This window comes from Ruminococcus flavefaciens MA2007, from assembly GCF_000621845.1.
GTDB classification, from domain to species: Bacteria; Bacillota; Clostridia; order Oscillospirales; family Ruminococcaceae; genus Ruminococcus; species Ruminococcus flavefaciens_E.
Window position 1 is genome coordinate 35148 of the sequence record NZ_JHXF01000023.1, and the last position, 22073, is coordinate 57220.

A 22073-nucleotide genomic window follows, 5' to 3' on the forward strand; every position below is an offset into this window, starting at 1 on the left:
TACAGGATTTATTGTATTATTCTATGATTTTATAAGAAGCCCCATGCTCACTGCTTTTTCAAGCAGCGTTTTATTGCCCATATTCATAGTGCCGAAGCTCTCCACGCAGCAAATGACCTGACGGCATTTCTGCATTACGGACAGAGCTTTTGTAAGACTTTCCTCCCCTATCGGCTCAAAGGCTTTTTCTGTTATGAGCACTGATGCAAGGCTTTTTGCAGCATTGTATTCAACATCATTTTCGTGGATAACTCCTGCCGCAAAGGGAATGCCCTGCCGCTGCAAACGCCTGTATACTGGGAGACCGCTGCCGCCTCCGCCAATGACAAAGATCTGCGGCTCCCCCTCTCTGGGCTGTGCTTCGGCAGTACCGAACAGATTATCGAATGAGCCGCAGCTTATATCATACAATTCGCTTATATAGCTGCCGCTGAATATCTCCTCGGGAGTGCCTGTTCTGTCGGCTTTGCCGTGAGCAATGCAGAGTATCTTGTCGGAAAAGCGCTGTGCTAAGTCAAGCTCGTGGAGAGTCTGTACAACGGCTATATTTCGGCTGCGGACAAGCTCCTTTAGTATGCTCAGAAGCCGCAGCTTGTTGTTGATATCAAGGAATGAAGTGGGCTCGTCAAGAATGAGCACCTGCGGCTCCTGTGCGATAGCTCTGGCAAGCATTACGGTCTGTCGCTGACCGTCGCTTATGCAGCGTATATCAGTATCGGCAAGGTACGTAACGCCTGTCAGCTCCATAGCCTCACGCACTGTTTTTCTGTCTTTATCGGAAAGGATGCCGAGCCTGCCTGTGTAAGGATAACGCCCCGTGGAAACTATATCCTCGCAGGTCATTTTTTCGGCGGATATCCTGTCAGTGAAGCACACTGACAGTTTCTTTGCAATTTCGTTAAGGCTCATGGCAGTGATGTCGGTATCGTTTATGCGGACAGCTCCGCCAAGAAGGGGCAGCTGTGAGGCGATACTCCTGAGAACTGTGGATTTGCCTGCTCCGTTTGGTCCGATTATAGTGAGTATCTCTCCTGCACAAACCTCGATATCCAGCCCGTCAACTATGACTTTCCTGCCATAGCCTACAGACAGGGCTTTTGCAGTAAGTACCTTTTCGCTCATACTGCACCTCGTTTCTGACTGCGGCGGCTCAGCATTGCCGCAATGACAATGGGAGCGCCGAAAACTGCTGTGATAGTGCTGATACTCAGCTCCACGGGAGCGAACAGCATACGTGCTATAAGGTCACACATAAGGCAGAAAACAGCTCCGCCGATGAATGAAGCAGGGATAACTATGATAGGCTTTGCGGTGCCGAAAGCTGTCTTTACAAGGTGTGGCACTGCTATGCCCACAAAGGATACAGGTCCTGCAAAAGCCGTAACACAGGCGGAAAGTATGCTTGAAAGGAGTATCAGTGCCAGTCTGAAAAGTCTCAGGTCAATGCCCATATTCTTAGCGTAGCTCTCGCCGAGCTGATAGGCGCTCATGGGCTTCGACAGCATAAATGCCGCCGCAGAAGCCGTCAGCACGATAACTGCGATGACCTTTACATTGTCCATATTTATGCCCGAAAAACTGCCCTGCGACCAGTTGTGGAGGTTCACTATATTTGCGTCGTCGGCAAAGGTAACGGCAAGCTCTGTGACTGCGGAGCATATATAGCCTATCATGACGCCTGCGATTATGAGCTGTGCCATGTTCTTTACCCTGCCCGAGAGAAGCAGTATCGCTCCCATAGAAAGAAGCGAGCCCACGAATGCCGCCCCCACCATTGCGGCTGAGTTCAGCATTATGCCGTTCTGCATTGCGAACATCATGGAAAGTGCCACTGTCAGCTTAGCTCCCGATGATATACCCAGCACATAGGGACCTGCAATGGGATTGTTGAAAAAGCTCTGCAATAAAAAGCCCGATACTGAAAGAGCTCCGCCAAGAAGTGCCGCGGCAATTGCTCTCGGCAGACGTATGTCCGCAACTATGGTATGTGCGGCAGAATTATCCTCTGAAAGAGCTGAAAAAACTTCGGAAACTGTCAGCTCGGTAGTTCCGCTGATAAGCTCCAGAACAAAGAAAACAGCCGCCATTATCAGAAGTGCTGTGAAGCCTGAAGTCCAGCGCAGGGCTCTTTTTTTAGTCATTGTATCACCTCATTCAAGTCTGTGAAGGTAGGTAAGCTCGGTATTTGTGGGAGTGCCTGTGAATACTTTGTTGAGGTCGCATATCATATCAGCCGCACCTGTAGTCTGCTGGAACATATTCTGTCCAGTACACCACACATTGCCGTTCCTGACAGCCTTGAAATCCGCAAGAATACTGCTCTTTTCGATGAGCTGGTCTGCTGTTTCGAGCTCCCCGTCAATAGTGCTGTTGTAGATGAGGATATCTGCGTCGTGAGCGATATCGTAAAAGGTCTCGGTCTGGATATTCATGGTGGACAGAGCGTTGTCGTCGATGTTCAGGTCGTCGGCAGTGAAGATATACCGTCCCCCTGCAAGGTCTATCATCTTTGAAACGTAGTCCCCAGGCTTGCGTATGCTGACATAGCCGCCGGAGGTGATGTAGAAAAATGCGGCAGTTTTGCGCTCGGCTTCGGGGATATCGGATACGGAAAGCTCCTCGAAAGCCTTTGTTTTCTCAGTAAAAAGCTGCTCCGCTGAGCTGTAATCCCCTGTGAGAAGTCCGTAGAGCTTTATCCATTCCATTCGCCCAAGAGGGTGAGTCTCATAGCTTGAACGCTCAACAAGTACGGGTATATCAAAGGATTCAAGCTGCTCCTTGACCTCGGGAGTATGGTATATCATGGTGGACTCGATTGCAAGTCCGCATTTGTCGGCAACAAGGCTCTCGTAATCAGGAGAACTGTACTTGCCGATGTATTTTATCTTTCCCGAATCAATGGCGTCCTGGATATGCGGCAGACTCCAGCCGTTTTCGGCAGTGGATGTCATTTTTACCTCGTCAAGCTTTTCAATGCCATCAAATAAGTCCATAGCCGAAGAAGCCGCAACGTAGATATTCTCCACAGGCTGCTGTATAACGGTCATACCCGATGTATCATCGGGAACTGCTGTCCCCTCGGGGACTACAAGGAATTTATCATCGCCGATAGTTACCACTGAGCAGCCGTTTTCGCAGTAGTCAACGCTGAACTGCTCAGCGTATTTCAACTCCATGCTGCCTGCAATATCAAGTTCGGCAGGGGCTGCCTTTTTCGAGCAGCCCGTGCAAAACAGCAGGACTGTGACTGTCAGGACTGATACAAATCGTTTCATTTCTTTATTGTTGATGAATCAAAATACAGCGTATATTCTATCATATGAGGCTCGCTCATTGCGGTTGTCTCAGCCTCTATGTGCATTCTGTAGTCGAAGCCGCCTACAGGTATCTCAAAAACGGAATGACCGTCAGCTATCTCGGGAGTGTATTCAAGGTAATTAACTACCATTTTATCGTACTTGTCACTGCTCCATACTATTTTAGCTGTTGCTTTGCCGTCCTTTACGGTCAGCTTTGCAGGAGACTCCACGGAAGCCTTGCCTGAACCGCCCTCAAGCTTTACGTCGATGATGTACTCGCCGTCCTCAAGCTTCAGCGACTCGGCAGTTGCGTATCTTGCCTCCTTAAATGCTGTATCCGGAAGTGAATCCGCACGGAATACCAGTGTGCGTCCGTACCATTCCTGCTTCTTGGCGCTGAGTGCAGCGCACTGTATCTCCTTGTCGAGAGCTTCTACTGGAACAGTGAAAACCGACTGTCCCTTTTCGTTTGTGGTATATGTTATACGGTCGGACTCAGCGGCGTTCTTTGCCTCGTCCTCAGTGCCCATGAAAAGAGCGTCGTAGGACTTGCTGTCGATGATTATATCGGCTATCATATCGTGGTCGCTGACGTGAAGTATACATCCTGCTATCTTGAACATAGACGAGCTTGAATCAACCGACACATTATAGTTGCCCATGTTCAGCTCGTTGATATTTACCTCTGTCATGCCCTCGAATCCGACTTCGTTCTGAGCTGCCGTAACGTGCTCGGTTGTTGCTTCTGTTATGGTTTCAGCAGTTGTCGCGGCAGTGGTCTGCGGAGCTGTTGTCGCAGATGTACTGCTCTGCTGTGAGCTGTCTTTCTTTGTACCGCATGAAGCGAGTACAAGCATAGTCAAAACTGAAAGTGCGATTATTCTTTTTTTCATGTTTTTCTCCTGTAAATAAAATTTTCGGGCGAACAATGTTCGCCCGTTATGCTGTTTACTTTATGGAATCAACTGCTGCCTGAGCGTGTTCAACATAGAGCTTTCTGATATCCTCGTTTTCGCCGAGTCCTCTCAGCAGACACTCTACCTTGAAGCCCTCAGCCTCGAAAATGGACTTCCATGAATCCTCGTCATCGCCTGCCATGTCGTTGTTTGCATGGTCGCCTGCAACTACCATGAGAGGTTCAAGAACTACCTTCTCATATCCGCCTTCCTTTACCTTTTTAAGAACGTCCTCAACAGAAGGTGAAGCCTCAACTGTGCCTACGAAATAGTTTGTGTGACCGTCAGCTGTGAGCATATCCTGCATTTTTGCGTAAACGCTGTTTGACTCAGCCTCTGTACCGTGTCCCATGAAGCAGATAGCTGTTTTTCCGTCGTCGTAATCCTTAGTCCAGTCAACGATAGCGTTCTCAACGCGCTTGAAGTCGTCGTCTGTTGTAAGAAGCGGCTTACCGATGACTACCTTGTCGAAAGCGTCGGAATAGCTTGCTATCTCATTAACGATGTCGTTGTATTCAAGACCGTCCATAAGGTGTGTAGGCTGAACAACAAGAGTCTTTACGCCGTTCTTCTGTGCTCTGTCAAGAGCCTCCTTGACATCGTCGATAACCTCGTTGTCACGGCGCTTAACGTGGTCGATGATTATGTTTGCTGTGAAGCCGCGGCGTACTGAGTAATCAGGGAATGCCTTTTCAAGAGCGTCCTCGATAGCGCCTATTGTAAGACGGCGGCTGTCATTGAAGCTTGTACCGAAGCTGAGCACGAGAAGCTCATTCTCGCCTATCTCGTCCTGATTTCTCGGATTGTCAAGTGAAGCGTCGCCTGTGTCGTAGTTCTCTTCCTCGTCCTCTTCAGCAGCCTCAGTAGTTGTCTCGGCAGCTGTTGTAGCTTCAGTAGTATCAGCAGCTGTAGTTGCTTCTGTAGCAGATGTTGCTGACTCCTTGCTCTCAGATGAGCTCTTAGCGCCGCCGCAGCCTGTAAGTGCAGAAGCGACAACAGTAAGTCCCATTAAGAATGCCAGTGATTTTTTCATATAGATCTTCCTTTCTCTGAAAGGCATGACCGCATAACGAAAAAACCTTCTGATTTATCAGAAGGCATTGCAAACAGACTCATTTAAGAGCCTGCAAACAGTACGATCAATACCTCGTGACCTGACCTTTCGGTCTTGTACCAACAAACGGCAGGTTTCCTGACTTATGCATCAACACGGCATACAGCCTTCCCGATCGCTCAGTGACTATATTCGTATACCGCTCCGCAATTACAGTGACGAGATCGCACAGGATTCTGACCTGTTTCCCTTTTAACTTTTCGTCTGAAAGCTCAGAGAAAAGCACCGTTTGCTTTATTAAATTTTGAACAATAACAATTATAGCAGAACAGGTCAAAAAATGCAAGTATTCCGCGTATTTTATACGTTTGCGACAATCGGAACTCACTTTTTGAAGCCTTTTTTGTTGTCAAGCATATAAAGCAAAGCGTTGCATATCGCCGCAGCTACATTGCTGCCGCCTTTTCTGCCTTTTGCAACTATACAGGGCACTCCCAATGCTATGAGCATTTCCTTTGACTGCACCACATTGACAAAGCCTACAGGAGCGCCGATTATAAGCTCAGGGACAAAGTCGCCTTTTTCTATATGCTCGCAAAGCCGCACAAGTGCCGTAGGAGCGTTGCCTACGGCGTATATCACTGGCTTGCCAAGCTTCGCAGCCTTGTCAACAGAAGCTGCCGCCCTTGTTGTACCCTCGCGCTTTGCAGTCTCGGCAATGTCCTCATCAGCCATGAAGCACATACAATCGCAGCCGTGACGGGCAAGAGCGGCTTTGTTTATGCCTGCCTTTGCCATATTTGTATCGGTGACTATGACCGCGCCCTTTTCGAGGACTTCCAGTGCTGTATCAACAGCTCCCTCGGAAAAATACAGATTCTTTGCGTAGTCAAAGTCAGCAGTTGTATGAATTGCGCGTATGACTATGGGCTTGATGTTTTCGGGAATAGGAGCTTCAAGCTCGCTCTCGATTATCTCAAAGCTGCGTCTTTCGATGTCCGACGGCAGCACATATTCTAAATTCATACACCCTCCTCAATGATACGATAAATAAGCTCCATATCGAGATTTTTTCTCACATTATAGGCAAGCAGGTCAAGCTGCATATTCCTGTATTTCCGCCTGTCAACAGCTTCTCCGCTGTAGGTCAGACCTCTGCGCTGATACAGTGCCCTGACAAGCCTGCCCGAGACCTCGGCACTGTCAAATATGCCGTGTACATAGCAGCCTGCGGCGTTTCCGAAGAAGCTGCCGCCCTGTGTGGTAAGAGCTTTTCCCAAGTCATCAGTAACTCCCATATGGACTTCATAGCCGTAGAATTCAGCTCCCGAAAGGCACGAGAAAAAGCCCTCGATATGGCAGAATCTGCCTTTTGTCTGAGTCTGACACTTCTCGGCAGTAAACTCTGTAGCACAGTCAAGGAGCCCCAGACCGCTGATACTTCCGCCGCATTCGCTGCCAACCGTATCGGAAATAGTTCTGCCCATTATCTGATAGCCGCCGCATATGCCGAAAACTGGAACACCTGCCTTGAAGCAGTCCTTTATTCTGTCGGCAAGCCTGCTTTGTCTGAGCCATTCCATGTCGGCAATGGTACTTTTCGTACCGGGGATAATTATCATATCGGGAGTCCCAAGCTCCGCCGCTTTTGAGACATATCTGACAGAAACGCCGTCGTACTGCCCGAAAACGTCAAAGTCGGTGAAGTTTGATATCTTCGGCAGATGTATCACCGCAATGTCGATAACTCCCTCAGAAGACTTCGAATTGAGCTTATCTGACAGGCTGTCCTCGTCCTCAATATCGCATTTTATGTAAGGTACTACTCCTGCAACTTTTTTACGGGAGCGCTGTTCCAGTATATCTATACCGTCGTGAAACAGCGATATATCGCCGCGGAACTTATTCACAACAAGTCCCTTTACCTTGTCGCGCTCGCTGTTTTCAAGAAGCTCCAATGTGCCGATAAGCTGAGCAAAAACGCCTCCGCGGTCAATATCTCCCACAAGAAGCACGGGAGACTTCACAAGCTCCGCCAGCCCCATGTTCACGATGTCATCAGCCTTTAGATTGAGCTCTGCGGGACTTCCTGCACCCTCAATGACAATGATATCGTGCTGACTTGCAAGCTCATTGTAAGCCGTCATAATATCGGGGATAAGCTCCTTTTTGCGGCGGAAATAATCTGCGGCACGCATATTTCCGCGAACCCTTCCGTTGACTATGACCTGCGAGCCCACATCAGTGGTAGGCTTCAAAAGTATGGGATTCATCAGCGCCGAGGGCTCTATCCCTGCGGCTTCCGCTTGCAGAGCCTGCGCTCTGCCTATCTCCGCTCCGTCGGGAGTTATAAAGGAATTAAGCGCCATATTCTGGGATTTGAAAGGCGCTACGGAGTAACCGTCCTGCCGAAAAATCCTGCAAAGAGCGGCAGTCAGAAAGCTCTTTCCAACGTTGGACATGGTGCCCTGAAGCATTATGTTTTTAGCCATTCAAGCACCTCCTCAGTACGGTGATGAGCCTGATATTTTCCTCATGAGTTCGGACTGCAACACGGTAAAAGCCCTCAGTCAGTCCGTTGAAATTAGTACAGTCACGGATAAGTATCCCCTGTGAAAGAAGCTCCTCCGCAAGTCCTCTCCTGCTCTTGAAAAGGAGAAAATTTGCAGTGCCGCTGTACACCTTTACTCCGATTTTTGAAAGCTCAGCGGCAAGAAATCTGCGTTCCTCCGTGATGTATCTGACAGTTTTGCGGACGTAGTCCGTTTCATCAAGAGCGGCAATACCTGCCGTCTGAGCAAGAGCCGAAACGCTCCAGAACTGACCGCTCTGCTGTATCATTTCGGCTATGTGCGAACTTCCGCAGACAGCATAGCCAAGCCTTATTCCAGCCATTGCAAAAAGCTTTGTAAAGGCTTTGAGAATTATGCAGTTCCCATTCATAAACTGCCGCAGGCTGTAGCTTTCACTGTCCTCGACAAATCCCATGAAGCACTCATCACAAACAAGGATCACATTATTATCCCTGCACTTCTCTGCAATATTTGCCAGTATTTCGGGAGCTGCAAGCCGTCCCGACGGATTGTTCGGAGTACAGATAAAACACATATCGAGGGAGCTGTCGAGCTTCTGGAGAATATCCTCTCCGAGCTCAAAATCCCTACTTTCAGCGAGAATATGCACCAATACTTCACAGCCGACCTCCGCCAGTGCACGGCTGTACTCGGTAAATGTGGGAGCGCAGACCATAGCCTTTTTCGGCTTAAATGCATGAACAATGCGAAAAATAAGGTCGTCGGCGCCGTTTCCGCAGACAATATTTTCCGCACTTATACTTTCGTGCTCCGCAAGTTTTCCGCGGAGCTCCGCACAGCACGGATCGGGGTATTTTTCAGCGCAGTCAATACTTTCGGCAATTGCTCTTTTCACGCTCTCAGGAACTCCAAGCGGATTGATATTCGCCGAAAAATCAAGTATATCGCGGAGCTGTCCAAAATTTCCGCCATGCTGCTGTATCATAGAAGTCCTCCAAAAATAATGCACCTTGCGGCGGCTGAGATAATCAGCATGAACACCGAGGTCACGTACATAAGTTTATTTGCGCGTCGAATGTCCGCAGGCTCCACGGGACGGTCATCGTCGCCGATATATGGCTTTTTGTGGAGCTTTCCGAAGTACCATGCGTCGCCTGCAAGCCGCAGATGAAGCGCTCCTGCGCAGGCAGACTCAGTCTGGGCGGAATTTGGACTTGCGTGATTGCGTCTGTCACGTCTCCATATACGGAAAGCATTGCGTCCGTCAAGCCCTGAAATGGGAGCTGCAATTACCATAAAAAACGCCGTCAGACGGGACGGGATATAGTTCAGAACATCGTCGAGCTTCGCAGCAAACCGCCCTATATCTGCGAATTTTTCGTCCTTATATCCTATCATGGAATCCATTGTGTTCACGGACTTGTAGAAAAAAGCTCCCACAACTCCGCCAAGCCCCATGTAAAAAAGCGGCGCTGTCACGCCGTCGGATGTATTCTCGGCAACAGTCTCGACAGCAGCTCTGATAATGCCGTCACGGTCAAGGACTGCCGTATCACGTCCGACTATCATGGACACAGCCTTTCGTGCCGCCTCTGTATCCCCCGATTCTGCGGCTCGGCAGACCTTCATGCTCTCCCTGCAAAGGCACCTCGCCGCCAGCATATAACAGCACAGCACTGTCTCAGCTACAATGCCGACGATAAGGCTGAAATGGTAGCAAACCAGCAGCAGTGCAAGGGGCACAGCTGTCGACAGCAGTATCACCGTCATTCCGAGAATAACGCCGCCAAGTCTCAGGTTTTTCATGCGCTTGCGGACAAGCTTTTCCAGTGTGCCGATGAGCCTGCCGATGAGTTTTATGGGGTGTGGGATATTATAGGGATCGCCCACGGCGCAGTCCAGCAGAAAGCCCAGTATTACAGGCAGTGCAGGTAGTAAGATTTTCATATTTTCTCCGTGATGATAAGTGTATTTCCGTCCCAGTCACAAAGGTATCCGTGACCGTTTTCACACTGAAAGTCAAAGTAATCTCCGTGTGGGACAGCAAATTTTTCGAGAATCGACATTATAGTTCCGCCGTGAACGACAAATGCGATTGAAGCCGAATCAGCGCAGTTTTTTATGGTATCTTCAAAGGCTTCGGCACATCGTCTGCGAAAACCCAAAGGAGCTTCGCCATTTGGAAATGGCAGACTACCGCCGCTGTCGATCCACTTCTGATAATATGTATCATTTGAGAGTTCGATATAGTTCTTGCCCTCAAAATCGCCGAAATCGCACTCTCGAAGTTCATTTTCGATAATGTATTTGCGGTTTGGGAACAGTATCTCCGCGGTCTGAATACAGCGCTTCATGGGGCTGCAAACGACAGTTTCACATTGCGGCAGCTTCATTGTTTTTAGCTGAGCCATTCCCTCAGCACAAAGCGGTTCATCAGTTCTGCCGATGTAGCGCTTTTCAAGATTTCCAGCGGTAAGACCGTGGCGAAAAAACAGTATCTTCACAGTACACACAGCCTTTCCGCTAAAACTGCCGCCGCCAGAATGGCTATCTCACACATTTGCAGAAACCAGCCGCAAAGGTCTCCTGTAATGCCGCCGAAATCCCGATATGCAGAGTACCTGTGCCATAAAAGTACAAGGACAGCCGCCGCAGCCGCTGATAAGCCTTGAGCAGGCTGTATAGCCGCCGAAGTAACGGCGCTTAAAGCGATGAAAACTCCCAGCATCACACAGGTCGCCTTTTTGTGTGACGGACGTACAAAGCTCTGAAGCGTTCCCTCGCTTTTTGCCGATTTAAAGGTAACTGCGGTCAGTCCGCTGAGAGCACGCGAAAGCACATAGCCGCAGGCTGCAACACCAGTCGTTTCAATTTCTTCAATCTGCGAAAAAAGCGCGGTCTGCAAAATGAGATAGAGACAGAGCTTTATTACAGCGAATGAACCGATATGCGGATCGGACATTATCTCAAGCCGCTTTGCTTTGTCGGCGTATGAAGCCCGTGCGTCACAGACGTCGCAGAAGCCGTCAAGGTGTATACCTCCGGTCACAAGTACAGGGAGAAAAACGGCTGCTGCCGCAAAGAGGAACTGCCCGATATCAAGCCAGTTGCAGACTATCCGCCACAGTATCAGAAGTCCGCCGGTGACGGCTCCCACAAGCGGAAAGAAGCCGAGAGCATAGCGGCGATTTTCCTCTTTCCATTCCACCTTTGGCACAGGTATGCGCGAATACATGAGAAAAGCCGAGCAAAGTGACCTCAGCATGGTATCTCCCCTTTCAGAACGATAGGTACGCCGTAAACGCACTCGATAACGTTGTCGGCAAATTCGGCTATACGCCTGTTTACCTCGCCAAGCAGACGTATATATTCGGCAGTTCCCTCAGCATAATCGATACCGTCGCTGCCTACCTGATTGGAAACGATGACAAGCTTTTCTGAAAACTCCGAGAGCCTTTTTATACCGCTGATAATCTTATCGGCAGGATAGCATATCTCAGTCTCCGAGAACATCTCATTTGCGCAGAGATTCCCTACACATTCAAGAAGCACAGCGCAGTTGACAGGCAGCGATATTTCGCCTATATCCGTATATTTTTCAACTGTTTCAAAGCCTTTTTGCCCGCGCATTTTTCGGTGGCGGTCAATAGTTTCAAAAGCCTCCTCGCCGAAGGGCTGCATGGTGGCGATATAGACCTTTTTTCCGCAGAATCCGTCCAGTATGCGTTCTGCAAAGCTGGATTTTCCACACTTTGAACCGCCTGTCACCAGAGTTGTCATGTAAGCTCAGCGTACCTTTCTATATTAGTTTCGTCAAATCTGTGTGAGTTCCTGTACAGAGCCAGCGCACCGTCAAGAAGCGGCAGGAGCAATACTCCGCCTGTACCCTCGCCAAGACGAAGCCCTGCATTTATGGGGGCTTTCAGTCCGCAGTAAGCAAGAAGCCCCTCTCCTGCGGGTTCTTCCGAGCAGTGGCTCGCCAGCATATATTCACGGCACAGCTGATTCATTCCACAGGCGATAGCCGCCGCAGCTGCCGAAATCACGCCGTCTATAATAACAGGGACATGGTAATAGGCTCCTCCGAGAAAAATCCCCGTCATTGCGGCAATTTCAGCTCCGCCAAGCTTTTGCAGGAGCTCAAAGGGCTTGTTTTTATCGGGCTTGTTGACTTCTATCGCGCGTTTTACGGCTTCGATTTTTCTCTGCAAGCCCTCGGTGGAAAGACCTGCCCCCCTGCCTGTGACCTGCTCAGGCGGAAGTCCCAGAAGCACTGAAGCAATGGCAGCTGTGGAAGTCGTGTTGCCGATACCCATTTCTCCTGTAACGATGATTTTCGTGCCGTGCTCTGAAAGCTCTTTCACTGTGTCAATTCCGATTACAATGGCAGATCCAGTCTCCTCGGCAGTCATAGCGGCTCCTGATGTAATATTATCAGTGCCGTAAACAACCTTGCGATCGACAAGATCGGGGCAATTCACGCCGACGGATATCCCCACATCAACAGCAATCACCTGAGCGTTGAAAGCTTCTGCAACTGCGTTAATATTGGAGCGCCCCTCGGCTATCGCCTTAGCGCACTCAGCTGTGACCTCCTGTCCGCACTGAGTAACGCCCTCGCTGACAACGCCGTGGTCACCGCACATCACAACAGCCGTTCTAACCGAAATATCAACGTCGGGACTGCCCTGAACCGCTGCGATACTCTGTATCATCTCTTCAAGCAAACCAAAGCTGCCGAGAGGCTTGGCAATGCTGTCCCACCGCGACTTTGCCGCAATATATGCAGCTCTGTCAGCAGGGACGATATTATTTATCCTGTCCATTTTTATCTCCGAATGCGATACAAGCCCTTACGAAACGCTCCGCAAGCCTTATATCAGAATAGAAATTGATATGCGGAAATCCGGCGTAAAGACTGCTGCTTACATGGCAGCAATCCCACGTTCTCCCGTCGGTCTTTTCGGCAGTAAAGCCGTTTCCGCAGTCCAAGCTGTCAAAGTAGTGGAACTCATGAGCACGGATAGTATCTCCGCAGCCGCAGAGCAGACTGTCAGACTTGGCTGTCATGGTAATGTAGCCGAAGCGCTGTAACCGCGATGTTGGAAATACCTCCCCGTCAAGAACTCCTGCCATAGCGTAGGAATTGCCGTTCTTGTCGGTGAGCTTTTTATGCAAATACATGAATCCGCCGCACTCTGCAATCGTGGGGATACCGCTGTTTATGGAGCTTTTTATGCTTTCCAGCATGGAGCTGTTAGCGGAAAGCTCCGCGGCGTAAAGTTCAGGATACCCCCCGTAAAGGAGAAGTCCGTCAGCCTTTGGGACAGCTTTATCCGAAATTGGCGAGAAATAAACGATTTTACAGCCCATTTTTTCAAGGAGCTCGATGTTTTCACGGTAAATAAAGCAGAATGCGCTGTCCTGCGCAGCAGCTATGGTCGGAGCTTCAGAAAAATGCGGTATCTCGGGAGCTTTATATTCGGGAATCGGTGAATCAACGATATTCATAAGCTTATCCAAGCAAATATACTTCTCCGCAAGGACGCCAAGAGAGCTCAGTTTCTCCTGAATATCGGCTATTTCATCAGACGTCACAAGTCCGAGATGACGGCTCTCAATGGTGATATCATTTTTAGGCAGACAGCCGAAATACACCGTGCCAAGCTCCGTGCAAAGACGTTCCGCAAGAGGAATAAGCTTCTCGGGCAGGCGGTTGAAAATAAAGCCTGCTATCCTGTTGGGACGATAGCGGAGAAATCCGCTCATTACCGCGCCTATTGAGTCACTCATGCCCTTGCAGTCTATAACTATGACCGCAGGAGTTTCCGTAAGCTCCGAGACCGAATGCGCGCTGCCAACTGTGCCGTCATAGAAGCCCATAACTCCCTCTATAACGGCGATATCAATGCCTTTTCCGTATTCGTCCAGCAGATGCAGAAGCGTATCCCTGCCGCAGAAAAAGCTGTCCAGATTATGGGATCCTACGCCAATGACCTTGCGATGAAACATGGTGTCGATGTAATCGGGACCGCACTTGAAAGCGGCAACGCTTAGACCGCGTTTTTTCAGCGCAGCAAGAACAGCACAGGTGACAGTAGTCTTTCCGCAGCCGCTGTTAGTACCGCCGATAATGAAGCGCCTCATGCCAGACCTCCGCTTATGATAAACACGGGATTCTGAGCTTTAAACATAGTGTGGGTGCCTATTTTTTCAGTTCGAGCAGCAGCTATCTGCGTTATCTCAGGCGAAGTTCCATATCTCTCAAAGCATTTTACAGCTTCGTTAAGAGTTTCCAGCGAAACAGCCGTAACAACTATGTCTGCTTTTGGATTTTTAGCGTATATTGCGTTAAAAATTCCGTCCATATTTCCCGAACTGCCGCCTATAAACACCTTGTCAGGCGCCTGCACGTTTTCAAGAGATTCGGGACAGCTCCCCTCGCTGATGATTACATTGTCACAGCCGAAAACACGGGCGTTTTTTGCAGTTAGCTCCGCCGCCTCGGCTTTTTTATCAAAGGCATAAACTCGCCCGTCAGGGCAGCGATAGGCGGCTTCAACGGACACCGAGCCCGTGCCGCAGCCGATGTCCCAAACAACAGAATCGAACTCTATATCAAGCCGCGAAACGGCAATGCAGCGCACTTCCGACTTAGTCATAGGGATCTTTTCACGCAGAAATACATCATCGTTTATTGCAGTCGGGATATGCCGCAGAGCGTCAACATTTTCAGTTATCATGACTGCAAGTCCACATATATCGCAGTCGGTAAGATTCTCGGCTCTGCCCGATATTATGCGCTCTGTGGGATAACCGAGGTCAGCGCCGACGTGTACCGTTACATCGCCCATGCCGTAGCTGCAAAGCCGACGGCACACCTCAGCTGCCGTAATATCGCCGCCCAGCAGGAAAAAGCAAAGCTGATTCAGCTTGACATTTATGGCGATATTGGAGCTGTGCCCGTGGAGAGTCACGAACTTCATTTTCTCATACGAAAGTCCAAGTTTTCCGCAGAAATAAGCCGCTGATGAGATACCTGCAACTATCTGTACATCGTGCTCCTCAAGCAAGGGCAGGAGCTTTTTAGCTCCGCTGAAAAATCCGCAGTCTCCTGACATCAGCACTGCGGCGCAGCCGCAGTCACAGGCGCGGAGCTTCGCGGCGATATCCTGCGGTATATAGCTGCAAAACAGTTCTTTCCCCGAATCCTTGAACGGACTGAGCATACGCTCCGCGCCGATGAGCAGCTCGGCTTCGGCTATAGCAGCCTCAGCCTCCTTGGTCAGCGAATCACCGCCGTTCACACCTGTTCCCACTATGTAAACTTTCATTTTTTCAGCTCCTTTTCGATGATGTTGATTATCTCCTCAAGGCTGTGCCCAGACTCGGCAGGCCGTGTCAGTGTAATCATTTTCACGCCGCATATTCGCGCAGCTTCGGCTTTTTCTGAGTATCCACCAGTCTCGCCGCTCTCCTTTGTGACAAGTATACTCGCGCCGCTCATTTGCAGGTGAGCAATGTTCTGTGCCGTGGTAAACGGACCTTTTTCCTGTATGACCTTCGCCGTATCGAAGCCCGATTCGCGGCATTGCTCCAGTATTTTTTCCGAGGGCAGAACCCGTATCCAAAGCCTTTCGCGGTAATCTCTTAACTTTGTCAGCTCAGGCAATGCCTTGCTGCCGAGTGTACTGAGTACAGTTCCCTCGGTACTGTTGAGAAGCTCTGTCAGTTCAGCCATATTGCTGACCGTTTTTCCGCAGCACACCGAGCTTTTCCGCAGAAGCCGCAGATACTTCACATCAGCAGCTTCGCAGGCGGCTTTAATATTTTTTGTAGCTTCAACAGCGTATGGGTGAGTCGCGTCCACGACCATGATATATCCGTTTTTCAGAATCAGCGCTGTCATCTCATCGGTTTCAAGTCTTCCGCAGAGGACATTCACGTCCTCGGGTAGAAGCTCCGCACCGTACTCCGTAGCTACCGAAACATCGGCTGATATTCCGCTTTTTGAACAGTGCTCGGCAAGAAGCCGCCCCTCGGTAGTTCCGCCGAATATGAGCAGCTTACACATTTCTGTAGCCCCTCGGAGTCACCATTTTTCCGCCTATTACCTTGGTCTCTGAGCTGCCGATATACACAGTCGTGAACATATCCACAGCAGTATTGCGAAGCTCTGCAAGCGTCATGATTCGGCTCTCCTCGCCTTCCCTGCCGATGTTGCGCACATAGCCGCAGACCGTGTCTCCCGAGCGATATTTAAGTACAATATCGCAGGCTTTTTGCAGATAGTCGGAACGGCTTTTTGAGGACGGATTGTAGAGGACTATCACCATATCGCACTCCGCCGCACACTCAAGGCGTTTGCGTATCTTTTCCGCAGGAGTGAGCAGATCTGAAAGGCTTATAACCGCGAAATCATGCGTAAGAGGAGAACCGAGGACTGCTCCGCCGCTGAATGCCGCCGTAACTCCTGAAACGACTTTGATTTCAACATCGGGATAGCTCCCACTGAGCTCGTAAGCAAGCCCTGCCATGCCATAGAGCTGAGGATCGCCGCTGCAAACAAGGGAAACTGTCTTGTCAGCGGCTTCTTTCAGCGCAAATCCCACACGCTCACGCTCCTGCTTCATGCCTGTTGAACTGTATTTTTTCTCGGGGAAATGCTCCCTGAGCAGCTCCACATATTTAGTGTAGCCCACTATCAATTCGCTGCTGATTATAGCCTTTTCTGCGGCTATTGTCATGCCGTCGCGGCTGCCTGCACCAATTCCCACAACGTAAAGCATTACAGTATCTTCCTTTCAAAATCAAGTATAATCGGCTTTTCTGCGGCAGCTACAGTTACTCCGTTTGCCGCTTTTTTCCGAATTATCAGCCTGCCGCCGCCGCATTTCACGGCGCTGCGCTCACATACGTTGTCAACTCCCGTGACCTTTTTCACGAAAAGCGAGGAGCTGAAATCGCCCTCTGTCTCCATAAGCTCCTGCGCTGCATATGTGCGGAGCTCCAAGCCGTATTTTTCACAGAATTGAAGCAGTCCATTCTCGTCTTTTTTTATGTCAATAGTGGCAATTTCCGCAACGCGCTCCATAGGGATATCCGCATTATGAAGCGACATACGGACTAAAATATCGATAGCCGTGAAATCTGTTCCGCGCTTGCAGCCGATACCGAGAATGATGTTTTTAGGCACAAGCTTCAGCGTTACAGGAAAGGGAGTTTTATCCTCAGTTCCGATGTACAGACCGATATTGCAGTCTGGTTCCGTCGTTATCTCTTCGGGGATATTTATACATTCATAATCACTGAGAAGTCCTATCCTTTCGCCGCTTAGAACTGCCGAAGCAACGGCTTTTGCCCCGTTCAAGTCGGTTATGATAAGTCCGTTTGCAGCAGCGAAGCTGTCAGGGGAAAAATGTCCGCCGATATCAGTTGCCGTGGTAACTGCCGCCTGTGCGCCAAGAAGCTCCGAAAGACGAACAGCAAGGGCATTAGCGCCGCCGATATGTCCCGAAAGTATGGGGATAACGAAACGTCCGCCCTCATCAATGACTATCACCGCAGGATCGGTGGTTTTTGATTTTATATGGGGAGCTATCGCCCTCACAGCAATTCCGCCGGCGCAGATAAAAACAATTGCGTCATATTTGTCCCATATATCCGAAACAAGTCCGCCGATATCCTCAAAGCACCTCGAACCAAAATCCGAATAACTGCGGATACAAAAGCGTTCAACGGCTATAAAATCGGCGCTTTTTTTGATACGCAGGGAAAGCTCCCTGCCCTTTTCCGAAATGGAGATAACAGCGGCTTTCATCACTTGCTTGCCTTTCGGAACTCTGTCTCGAAGTCAGCTGAGTACAGCTTCGATAAAGAGCGGACGTCGCCGAGGAAGTCACCTACTGTTATGAGTGCTGTTTTGGTTATTCCGTTTTTTTCGGCAGTCTCCGCGAGACTGCCTACTGTACAGCGGCATATCTTTTCATCTTCCCATGTTGCCTTGTACACTATCGCCGCAGGAGTTTCGGCACTGTATCCGCCTTTTATGAGCCTTTCGGAAAGCTCCGCCAGCATTCCCGTACTGAGGAATATCACCATAGTCGCATGGTGAGCGGCAAGGCTCTCTATGCTTTCTTTTTCGGGGACAGGGGTTCGTCCTGCCATTCGCGTGAGAATAACGGTCTGTGACACGTCAGGGAGAGTATATTCAGCTTTCAGAGCCGCCGCTGCTCCGCAGAATGAGCTTACCCCCGGACACACATCATAGCCGATACCCAGTCTGTCAAGCCTGTCCATCTGCTCGCGGACAGCCCCATACACACAGGGATCTCCCGTGTGGAGACGGACTGTGGTATTGCCGCTGTTTTCGGCTTTTTCCATAACGGCAATGACCTCGTCGAGAGTCATTACAGCACTGTTATGTGTCTCACAGCCGCTCTTTGTATAGTCCAATAATTGGGGATTTACAAGAGAGCCTGCATATATCACAACGTCAGCTTCTTCAAGGAGCTTCTTTCCGCGCATGGTTATAAGGTCAGCCGCACCGCTGCCTGCGCCAACAAAGTGTACCATATCATTTCACCGCCAAATCAAGTATCTCGTCTGCGTATTGCGTTTTCAGAAGCATATCGTGCTGATAGGAGAATATCACCGCGCCCACTTTAGCTTCTCCCTTGGCTCTTGCCTGTAAATAACCGTGGATACGCTCCGTAAGTATATCAAGGAGCTTCTGCTCCTGACCGCTCTCATAAAGGATATCAAGGGCTGCGTCAGTTGTTGCGCAGTCGCTTAGCCTGCAAAGCAGATTGTTATCCAGACCTGCAAGAGCTCCGCAGGCAATAAGAGTTTCCATTCTGCCGTCAGCATAGGAGGAATGGGTGTTCATGATACCAGAGCCCAGCTTGACCAGCTTGCCGATATGACCGTATATCAGGATATTCTTAAACCCAAGTGTTATTCCGATGTCGATAGCGTCGCCTATAAAATTACTGCACATGACACACTGCTCGCTGAGCTGCGGCAGCTTTTCGGATACGAACCTCTCGCTGTAGTTTCCCACCGTAAGCACAAGAACGCTTCTGCCCTCTTTTCGGCGGATATTCGCCTCTGTGCGGATAGTTTCTATCAGGGCGGAGCTGCTCATGGGCTCGACTATCCCCGTAGTTCCGATTATGGATATACCGCCCACTATACCGATACGGGGATTGAAGGTCTTTTTCGCCAACTCCTCCCCCTTCGGAACAGATATGACGACTCTGAAGCCGCCGCGGTATTCCTGCATTTCTGCGGCGTCATTCACGGACTGTGCTATCATTTTTCGCGGTACGGAGTTTATAGCTGCCGCTCCCACAGGCTGGTCAAGTCCTGCCTTCGTGACTGTACCTACACCCTTTCCGCCGATTATCTCCACACCGCTGTCAATAAGCGAGACCTCCGCAATTATCTCGATACCATTGGTGATATCGGGATCGTCGCCGCTGTCCTTTATAACAGTGCAGGAGGCTGTTTTACCGTTTATTGTACAATCGGATATTTCAAGCCGCAGACGCTCGCCTTTCGGAAGAAGTATATCTGCGTACTTCACTTTCTGTCCTGTGAGAAGCGCCTCTGCGGCAGCCTTTGCAGCAGCCGCGGCACAGGAGCCCGTTGTGTAGCCGCAGCGCATTTTCTTTGTACCGCAGTATATGAATCTTTCTTCCATGCCGCACCTCCCGTTGAATTAATTATGTTTTTATTTTACCATATTATAACTGTTAAGTCAATCATAATCGGATACAAAGCTTCTATTGGATAAGTAATATGATTTGAGATATTTTTCGTATAAAAAAACTCCCTGAATCACTCAGGGAGTTTTTATTGCTTAAAAAGCGTTTAATTACTGGTTCTCATGGAAGAAGTATGGCAGAGCGTCATAGATGTAATGACGAACCTGCGGCCACCAGTGTACATTGCCATTTGCTTCGAGGAAGTAAAGGTTACCCTTTGAGAAATCGGCTGTGTATGTGAACACATCTGTATTCTTCTTCAGCTCGTTTATCATCGGCACCATATTGCCGTATGCGATGTCTTTGGTACCTGTTGCAGCAAATACAAAGTACTCATTCTTCTTGAAGCCTGATTTTCTTGCTGAATTGAGGACCTTGCCTGCGCCGTCCCAGCAGTGACCTGACAGAGGCATGAAGTATGCAATAATATCGAGGTTATTATTGAAGTTTGCCCATGTTGAGCCGCCGCCCATTGAGAATCCGCCGTATGCACGGTGATATCTTGATGCTTTAAGGCCTTCAATAGATATATTTCCGTTTGCATATGTGGAGTACTTGTTTTCAACGTAAGGAATTATAGACTTGCGCATTTCCTCCCAAACGCCGTCAGCACTTGGAGCCTTGTTGAATGTTGGAGTTACAACGATCATCGGCTCTATATCGCCGTTTGCGATCATGTTATCAAGCATGATGTCGATATTGATGTTATTGTCGTTGAAGCAGGTCTCCTCGCTCTCTCCGCCGCCGTGCATGAGGTAGAATACGTTGTACTTCTTGGACTTGTCATAGCCATATGGAAGATATACGTACATATTCTTGTTGCCGTTGATACCGTTGTAGTTTTCCTTGACAACAGTACCGTGTTTTGCAGGCTGCTTGAAGTAGCTGTCAGGCGCTGCCTTATACTGTGGATTTGCATTGTATTTGAAGTTGCTTACCTTTATTTCGCCGACTGTACCGCCGCCTGTTGTAACTGTAGATTTTACGCCCTCGGCTGCGAACTGAACGTCATCAACATAGAAATTGAATGTTCCTTCAGTTGACTCGATATATAATATAGGCTCATTTGCGTCCTCAGGGATAGTAAATGATGTATTCTCAAGCTTTGTCCACTTCTTGCCCTCAGCATCAGCCTTAGCAATGTTGACATAAACTGCCTCATTGGAAGAGTCCTTGTACTGGAGCTGGAGCTTCATCTCCTGAGCCGAGTCAGTAGGCTGCATTACTGCTGCCGAGAAGCTGTATGTACCGCCGGGCTTGAACTCGCTTCCGAGTACGTAGTTGATACCGTTCCATGCAGCCGATCTGCCTGAAACTTTTACAGACTTGCTGCCTGAGTAGAAGTGGTCGCTCTCAGAAGCTACAGAAGCGCCGCCTCTTCCTTCCCAGCCGTTTTCGCCTGATTCAAATGACTCCTTTTTGGTGTCAATTGAAGGAACAGTAGTAGTTGTTGTTGTTGTCGTTGTGGTCGTAGTGGTTGTTGTGGTGGAAGTCGTAGATGTGGTTGTTGTTGTTGTTGTTTCTGTAGTAGTCGTTGTAGACTTAGTGGTAGTTGAAGTTGTTGTCGGAGTAGTTGTTGTAGTTGTTGAAACAGGATCGGTATTTCCCTGAGCTATGCTCTCGGGAAGTTCCTTGATAAGTCCCAGCAGGTATTTCTGTATAGCAAGAGCGTCCATATTTGTGATACCGTCACCGCTGTTGCTTACGTCGCCGTTTGCCATACCCTGTTCTGTAATACCGCCGTCCTTGCCGACGCCGTATTTGTCAGGATTTGCAAGGCACTGCATGATCAGGACGATATCTGCGAAGTCTACCTGCTGATCGCAGTTTGAATCGCCCCAGAGTTTAACGTCTGTGCTTGCCGCATCGGCTGCCTGTTTTATAGGCAGACTGGCAAACGAAGTCCATAGCATTGAACAGGTCATCAAACCGGTCAATGCGCGTTTGAATTTGTTTGTTCTTTTCATTAAGTATTCCTCCTAATTTAATATTCCCCTGTTTTATATCTTTTAGGCTATTCAGCCTATACTAATATAATATCATATAAGAATATGATTATCAACTCAAAATATGATAGAAAGGTGGACAAAATGTATATTTTACAGCATTATATACATCAACTTGTAAAATACAATAGCATATATAGTACGTATTGTTCAACTTGCAGTGTACTTCATTTTACTATTCAGTACTTTATTTTACTATTAATCTACTTACTTTCCTCGCAAAACTTTACCGCTTACATGAACTATGTCCCTTTTTTGAATTGATTACGCATATCACAAATGCCGAATTTCAGGCAGAATAAGTGCGGTCAAATGCTAACGCTCATATTGAAGCTGTAATAATACTGAAAAAAGTGCCCGCTAACCATAGTGCTTATACAGAAGTTTTATGCTTATTATTGAGAGAACCCCTTTTGAAAAAGGGGCTTCTCTCAAACTCTCTCCCTAAAACTTTCA

Annotated in this window: 21 protein-coding genes and 1 riboswitch; all 21 genes read right to left on the reverse strand. The window is 48.9% G+C overall.

What is annotated here, in order from left to right; genetic code table 11:
- Nucleotides 1-21: 21 nt before the first annotated feature.
- Complete coding sequence (locus T497_RS0110505) at nt 22-1122, reverse strand: ABC transporter ATP-binding protein (protein ID WP_028515578.1); 1101 nt, start codon at nt 1120-1122, stop codon at nt 22-24.
- A complete protein-coding gene (locus T497_RS0110510) occupies nt 1119-2141 on the reverse strand; it encodes an iron chelate uptake ABC transporter family permease subunit (protein WP_028515579.1) in 1023 nt (340 codons plus the stop codon). Before T497_RS0110510 ends, T497_RS0110505 begins: the two co-directional genes overlap by 4 nt.
- A gap of 9 nt (nt 2142-2150) precedes the next feature.
- Nucleotides 2151-3275 (reverse strand): ABC transporter substrate-binding protein, encoded by a 1125-nt coding sequence (locus T497_RS0110515; RefSeq protein WP_028515580.1) that lies wholly within the window; start codon nt 3273-3275, stop codon nt 2151-2153.
- Nucleotides 3272-4192, reverse strand: a complete 921-nt coding sequence (locus T497_RS0110520) for a hypothetical protein (protein ID WP_028515581.1) — start codon at nt 4190-4192, stop codon at nt 3272-3274. Before T497_RS0110520 ends, T497_RS0110515 begins: the two co-directional genes overlap by 4 nt.
- Nucleotides 4193-4247: 55 nt before the next feature.
- Complete coding sequence (locus T497_RS0110525) at nt 4248-5288, reverse strand: sirohydrochlorin cobaltochelatase (RefSeq protein WP_028515582.1); 1041 nt, start codon at nt 5286-5288, stop codon at nt 4248-4250.
- A gap of 132 nt (nt 5289-5420) precedes the next feature.
- Nucleotides 5421-5614: riboswitch (cobalamin riboswitch) on the reverse strand.
- Between the two features lie 79 nt (nt 5615-5693).
- Nucleotides 5694-6335: a precorrin-8X methylmutase gene (locus tag T497_RS0110530; protein ID WP_028515583.1), complete on the reverse strand. Its 642-nt coding sequence runs from the start codon at nt 6333-6335 to the stop codon at nt 5694-5696.
- Nucleotides 6332-7801: a cobyric acid synthase gene (locus tag T497_RS0110535; RefSeq protein ID WP_028515584.1), complete on the reverse strand. Its 1470-nt coding sequence runs from the start codon at nt 7799-7801 to the stop codon at nt 6332-6334. Before T497_RS0110535 ends, T497_RS0110530 begins: the two co-directional genes overlap by 4 nt.
- Nucleotides 7794-8828, reverse strand: coding sequence for a threonine-phosphate decarboxylase CobD (gene cobD, locus T497_RS0110540; protein WP_028515585.1), 1035 nt, complete (start codon nt 8826-8828; stop codon nt 7794-7796). The genes T497_RS0110535 and cobD overlap by 8 nt, the downstream gene beginning before the upstream one ends.
- Complete coding sequence (cbiB, locus tag T497_RS0110545; RefSeq protein ID WP_028515586.1) at nt 8825-9790, reverse strand: adenosylcobinamide-phosphate synthase CbiB; 966 nt, start codon at nt 9788-9790, stop codon at nt 8825-8827. The genes cobD and cbiB overlap by 4 nt, the downstream gene beginning before the upstream one ends.
- A complete protein-coding gene (locus T497_RS0110550; RefSeq protein ID WP_028515587.1) occupies nt 9787-10347 on the reverse strand; it encodes a histidine phosphatase family protein in 561 nt (186 codons plus the stop codon). Before T497_RS0110550 ends, cbiB begins: the two co-directional genes overlap by 4 nt.
- The gene (cobS, locus tag T497_RS0110555; RefSeq protein WP_028515588.1) at nt 10344-11108 is read right to left on the reverse strand and encodes an adenosylcobinamide-GDP ribazoletransferase; all 765 of its coding nucleotides are present in this window, start codon (nt 11106-11108) and stop codon (nt 10344-10346) included. Before cobS ends, T497_RS0110550 begins: the two co-directional genes overlap by 4 nt.
- The gene (locus tag T497_RS0110560) at nt 11102-11623 is read right to left on the reverse strand and encodes a bifunctional adenosylcobinamide kinase/adenosylcobinamide-phosphate guanylyltransferase (protein ID WP_028515589.1); all 522 of its coding nucleotides are present in this window, start codon (nt 11621-11623) and stop codon (nt 11102-11104) included. Before T497_RS0110560 ends, cobS begins: the two co-directional genes overlap by 7 nt.
- A complete protein-coding gene (gene cobT, locus T497_RS0110565; RefSeq protein ID WP_028515590.1) occupies nt 11620-12669 on the reverse strand; it encodes a nicotinate-nucleotide--dimethylbenzimidazole phosphoribosyltransferase in 1050 nt (349 codons plus the stop codon). The genes T497_RS0110560 and cobT overlap by 4 nt, the downstream gene beginning before the upstream one ends.
- Nucleotides 12653-13990: a cobyrinate a,c-diamide synthase gene (locus T497_RS0110570; RefSeq protein WP_028515591.1), complete on the reverse strand. Its 1338-nt coding sequence runs from the start codon at nt 13988-13990 to the stop codon at nt 12653-12655. The genes cobT and T497_RS0110570 overlap by 17 nt, the downstream gene beginning before the upstream one ends.
- Nucleotides 13987-15177: a precorrin-6Y C5,15-methyltransferase (decarboxylating) subunit CbiT gene (cbiT, locus tag T497_RS0110575; protein WP_028515592.1), complete on the reverse strand. Its 1191-nt coding sequence runs from the start codon at nt 15175-15177 to the stop codon at nt 13987-13989. The genes T497_RS0110570 and cbiT overlap by 4 nt, the downstream gene beginning before the upstream one ends.
- Nucleotides 15174-15917, reverse strand: coding sequence for a precorrin-6A reductase (gene cobK / locus T497_RS0110580; RefSeq protein ID WP_028515593.1), 744 nt, complete (start codon nt 15915-15917; stop codon nt 15174-15176). Before cobK ends, cbiT begins: the two co-directional genes overlap by 4 nt.
- Nucleotides 15910-16632 carry a precorrin-3B C(17)-methyltransferase gene (cobJ, locus tag T497_RS0110585; protein WP_028515594.1) on the reverse strand — a complete coding sequence of 241 codons (723 nt, stop codon included), beginning with the start codon at nt 16630-16632 and terminating at the stop codon, nt 15910-15912. Before cobJ ends, cobK begins: the two co-directional genes overlap by 8 nt.
- Nucleotides 16632-17663, reverse strand: coding sequence for a cobalt-precorrin 5A hydrolase (locus T497_RS0110590; protein WP_028515595.1), 1032 nt, complete (start codon nt 17661-17663; stop codon nt 16632-16634). The genes cobJ and T497_RS0110590 overlap by 1 nt, the downstream gene beginning before the upstream one ends.
- Nucleotides 17663-18418, reverse strand: coding sequence for a precorrin-4 C(11)-methyltransferase (cobM, locus tag T497_RS0110595; RefSeq protein ID WP_028515596.1), 756 nt, complete (start codon nt 18416-18418; stop codon nt 17663-17665). The genes T497_RS0110590 and cobM overlap by 1 nt, the downstream gene beginning before the upstream one ends.
- Nucleotide 18419: 1 nt before the next feature.
- Complete coding sequence (cbiD, locus tag T497_RS0110600; RefSeq protein WP_028515597.1) at nt 18420-19547, reverse strand: cobalt-precorrin-5B (C(1))-methyltransferase CbiD; 1128 nt, start codon at nt 19545-19547, stop codon at nt 18420-18422.
- A 174-nt stretch (nt 19548-19721) separates the two neighbouring features.
- Nucleotides 19722-21578 (reverse strand): carbohydrate binding domain-containing protein, encoded by a 1857-nt coding sequence (locus tag T497_RS16605; RefSeq protein ID WP_051530627.1) that lies wholly within the window; start codon nt 21576-21578, stop codon nt 19722-19724.
- Nucleotides 21579-22073: the final 495 nt, after the last annotated feature.

Excerpts from the sequence above, each read along its gene's own strand:
- T497_RS0110505 (WP_028515578.1), bottom strand. The coding sequence starts at position 1,122 with ATGAGCGAAAAGGTACTTACTGCAAAAGCCCTGTCTGTAGGCTATGGC.
- T497_RS0110510 (WP_028515579.1), bottom strand. The coding sequence starts at position 2,141 with ATGACTAAAAAAAGAGCCCTGCGCTGGACTTCAGGCTTCACAGCACTT.
- T497_RS0110515 (WP_028515580.1), bottom strand. The coding sequence starts at position 3,275 with ATGAAACGATTTGTATCAGTCCTGACAGTCACAGTCCTGCTGTTTTGC.
- T497_RS0110520 (WP_028515581.1), bottom strand. The coding sequence starts at position 4,192 with ATGAAAAAAAGAATAATCGCACTTTCAGTTTTGACTATGCTTGTACTC.
- T497_RS0110525 (WP_028515582.1), bottom strand. The coding sequence starts at position 5,288 with ATGAAAAAATCACTGGCATTCTTAATGGGACTTACTGTTGTCGCTTCT.
- T497_RS0110530 (WP_028515583.1), bottom strand. The coding sequence starts at position 6,335 with ATGAATTTAGAATATGTGCTGCCGTCGGACATCGAAAGACGCAGCTTT.
- T497_RS0110535 (WP_028515584.1), bottom strand. The coding sequence starts at position 7,801 with ATGGCTAAAAACATAATGCTTCAGGGCACCATGTCCAACGTTGGAAAG.
- cobD (WP_028515585.1), bottom strand. The coding sequence starts at position 8,828 with ATGATACAGCAGCATGGCGGAAATTTTGGACAGCTCCGCGATATACTT.
- cbiB (WP_028515586.1), bottom strand. The coding sequence starts at position 9,790 with ATGAAAATCTTACTACCTGCACTGCCTGTAATACTGGGCTTTCTGCTG.
- cobS (WP_028515588.1), bottom strand. The coding sequence starts at position 11,108 with ATGCTGAGGTCACTTTGCTCGGCTTTTCTCATGTATTCGCGCATACCT.
- T497_RS0110560 (WP_028515589.1), bottom strand. The coding sequence starts at position 11,623 with ATGACAACTCTGGTGACAGGCGGTTCAAAGTGTGGAAAATCCAGCTTT.
- cobT (WP_028515590.1), bottom strand. The coding sequence starts at position 12,669 with ATGGACAGGATAAATAATATCGTCCCTGCTGACAGAGCTGCATATATT.
- T497_RS0110570 (WP_028515591.1), bottom strand. The coding sequence starts at position 13,990 with ATGAGGCGCTTCATTATCGGCGGTACTAACAGCGGCTGCGGAAAGACT.
- cbiT (WP_028515592.1), bottom strand. The coding sequence starts at position 15,177 with ATGAAAGTTTACATAGTGGGAACAGGTGTGAACGGCGGTGATTCGCTG.
- cobK (WP_028515593.1), bottom strand. The coding sequence starts at position 15,917 with ATGTGTAAGCTGCTCATATTCGGCGGAACTACCGAGGGGCGGCTTCTT.
- cobJ (WP_028515594.1), bottom strand. The coding sequence starts at position 16,632 with ATGCTTTACGTTGTGGGAATTGGTGCAGGCAGCCGCGACGGCATGACA.
- T497_RS0110590 (WP_028515595.1), bottom strand. The coding sequence starts at position 17,663 with ATGAAAGCCGCTGTTATCTCCATTTCGGAAAAGGGCAGGGAGCTTTCC.
- cobM (WP_028515596.1), bottom strand. The coding sequence starts at position 18,418 with ATGGTACACTTTGTTGGCGCAGGCAGCGGTGCGGCTGACCTTATAACC.
- cbiD (WP_028515597.1), bottom strand. The coding sequence starts at position 19,547 with ATGGAAGAAAGATTCATATACTGCGGTACAAAGAAAATGCGCTGCGGC.
- T497_RS16605 (WP_051530627.1), bottom strand. The coding sequence starts at position 21,578 with ATGAAAAGAACAAACAAATTCAAACGCGCATTGACCGGTTTGATGACC.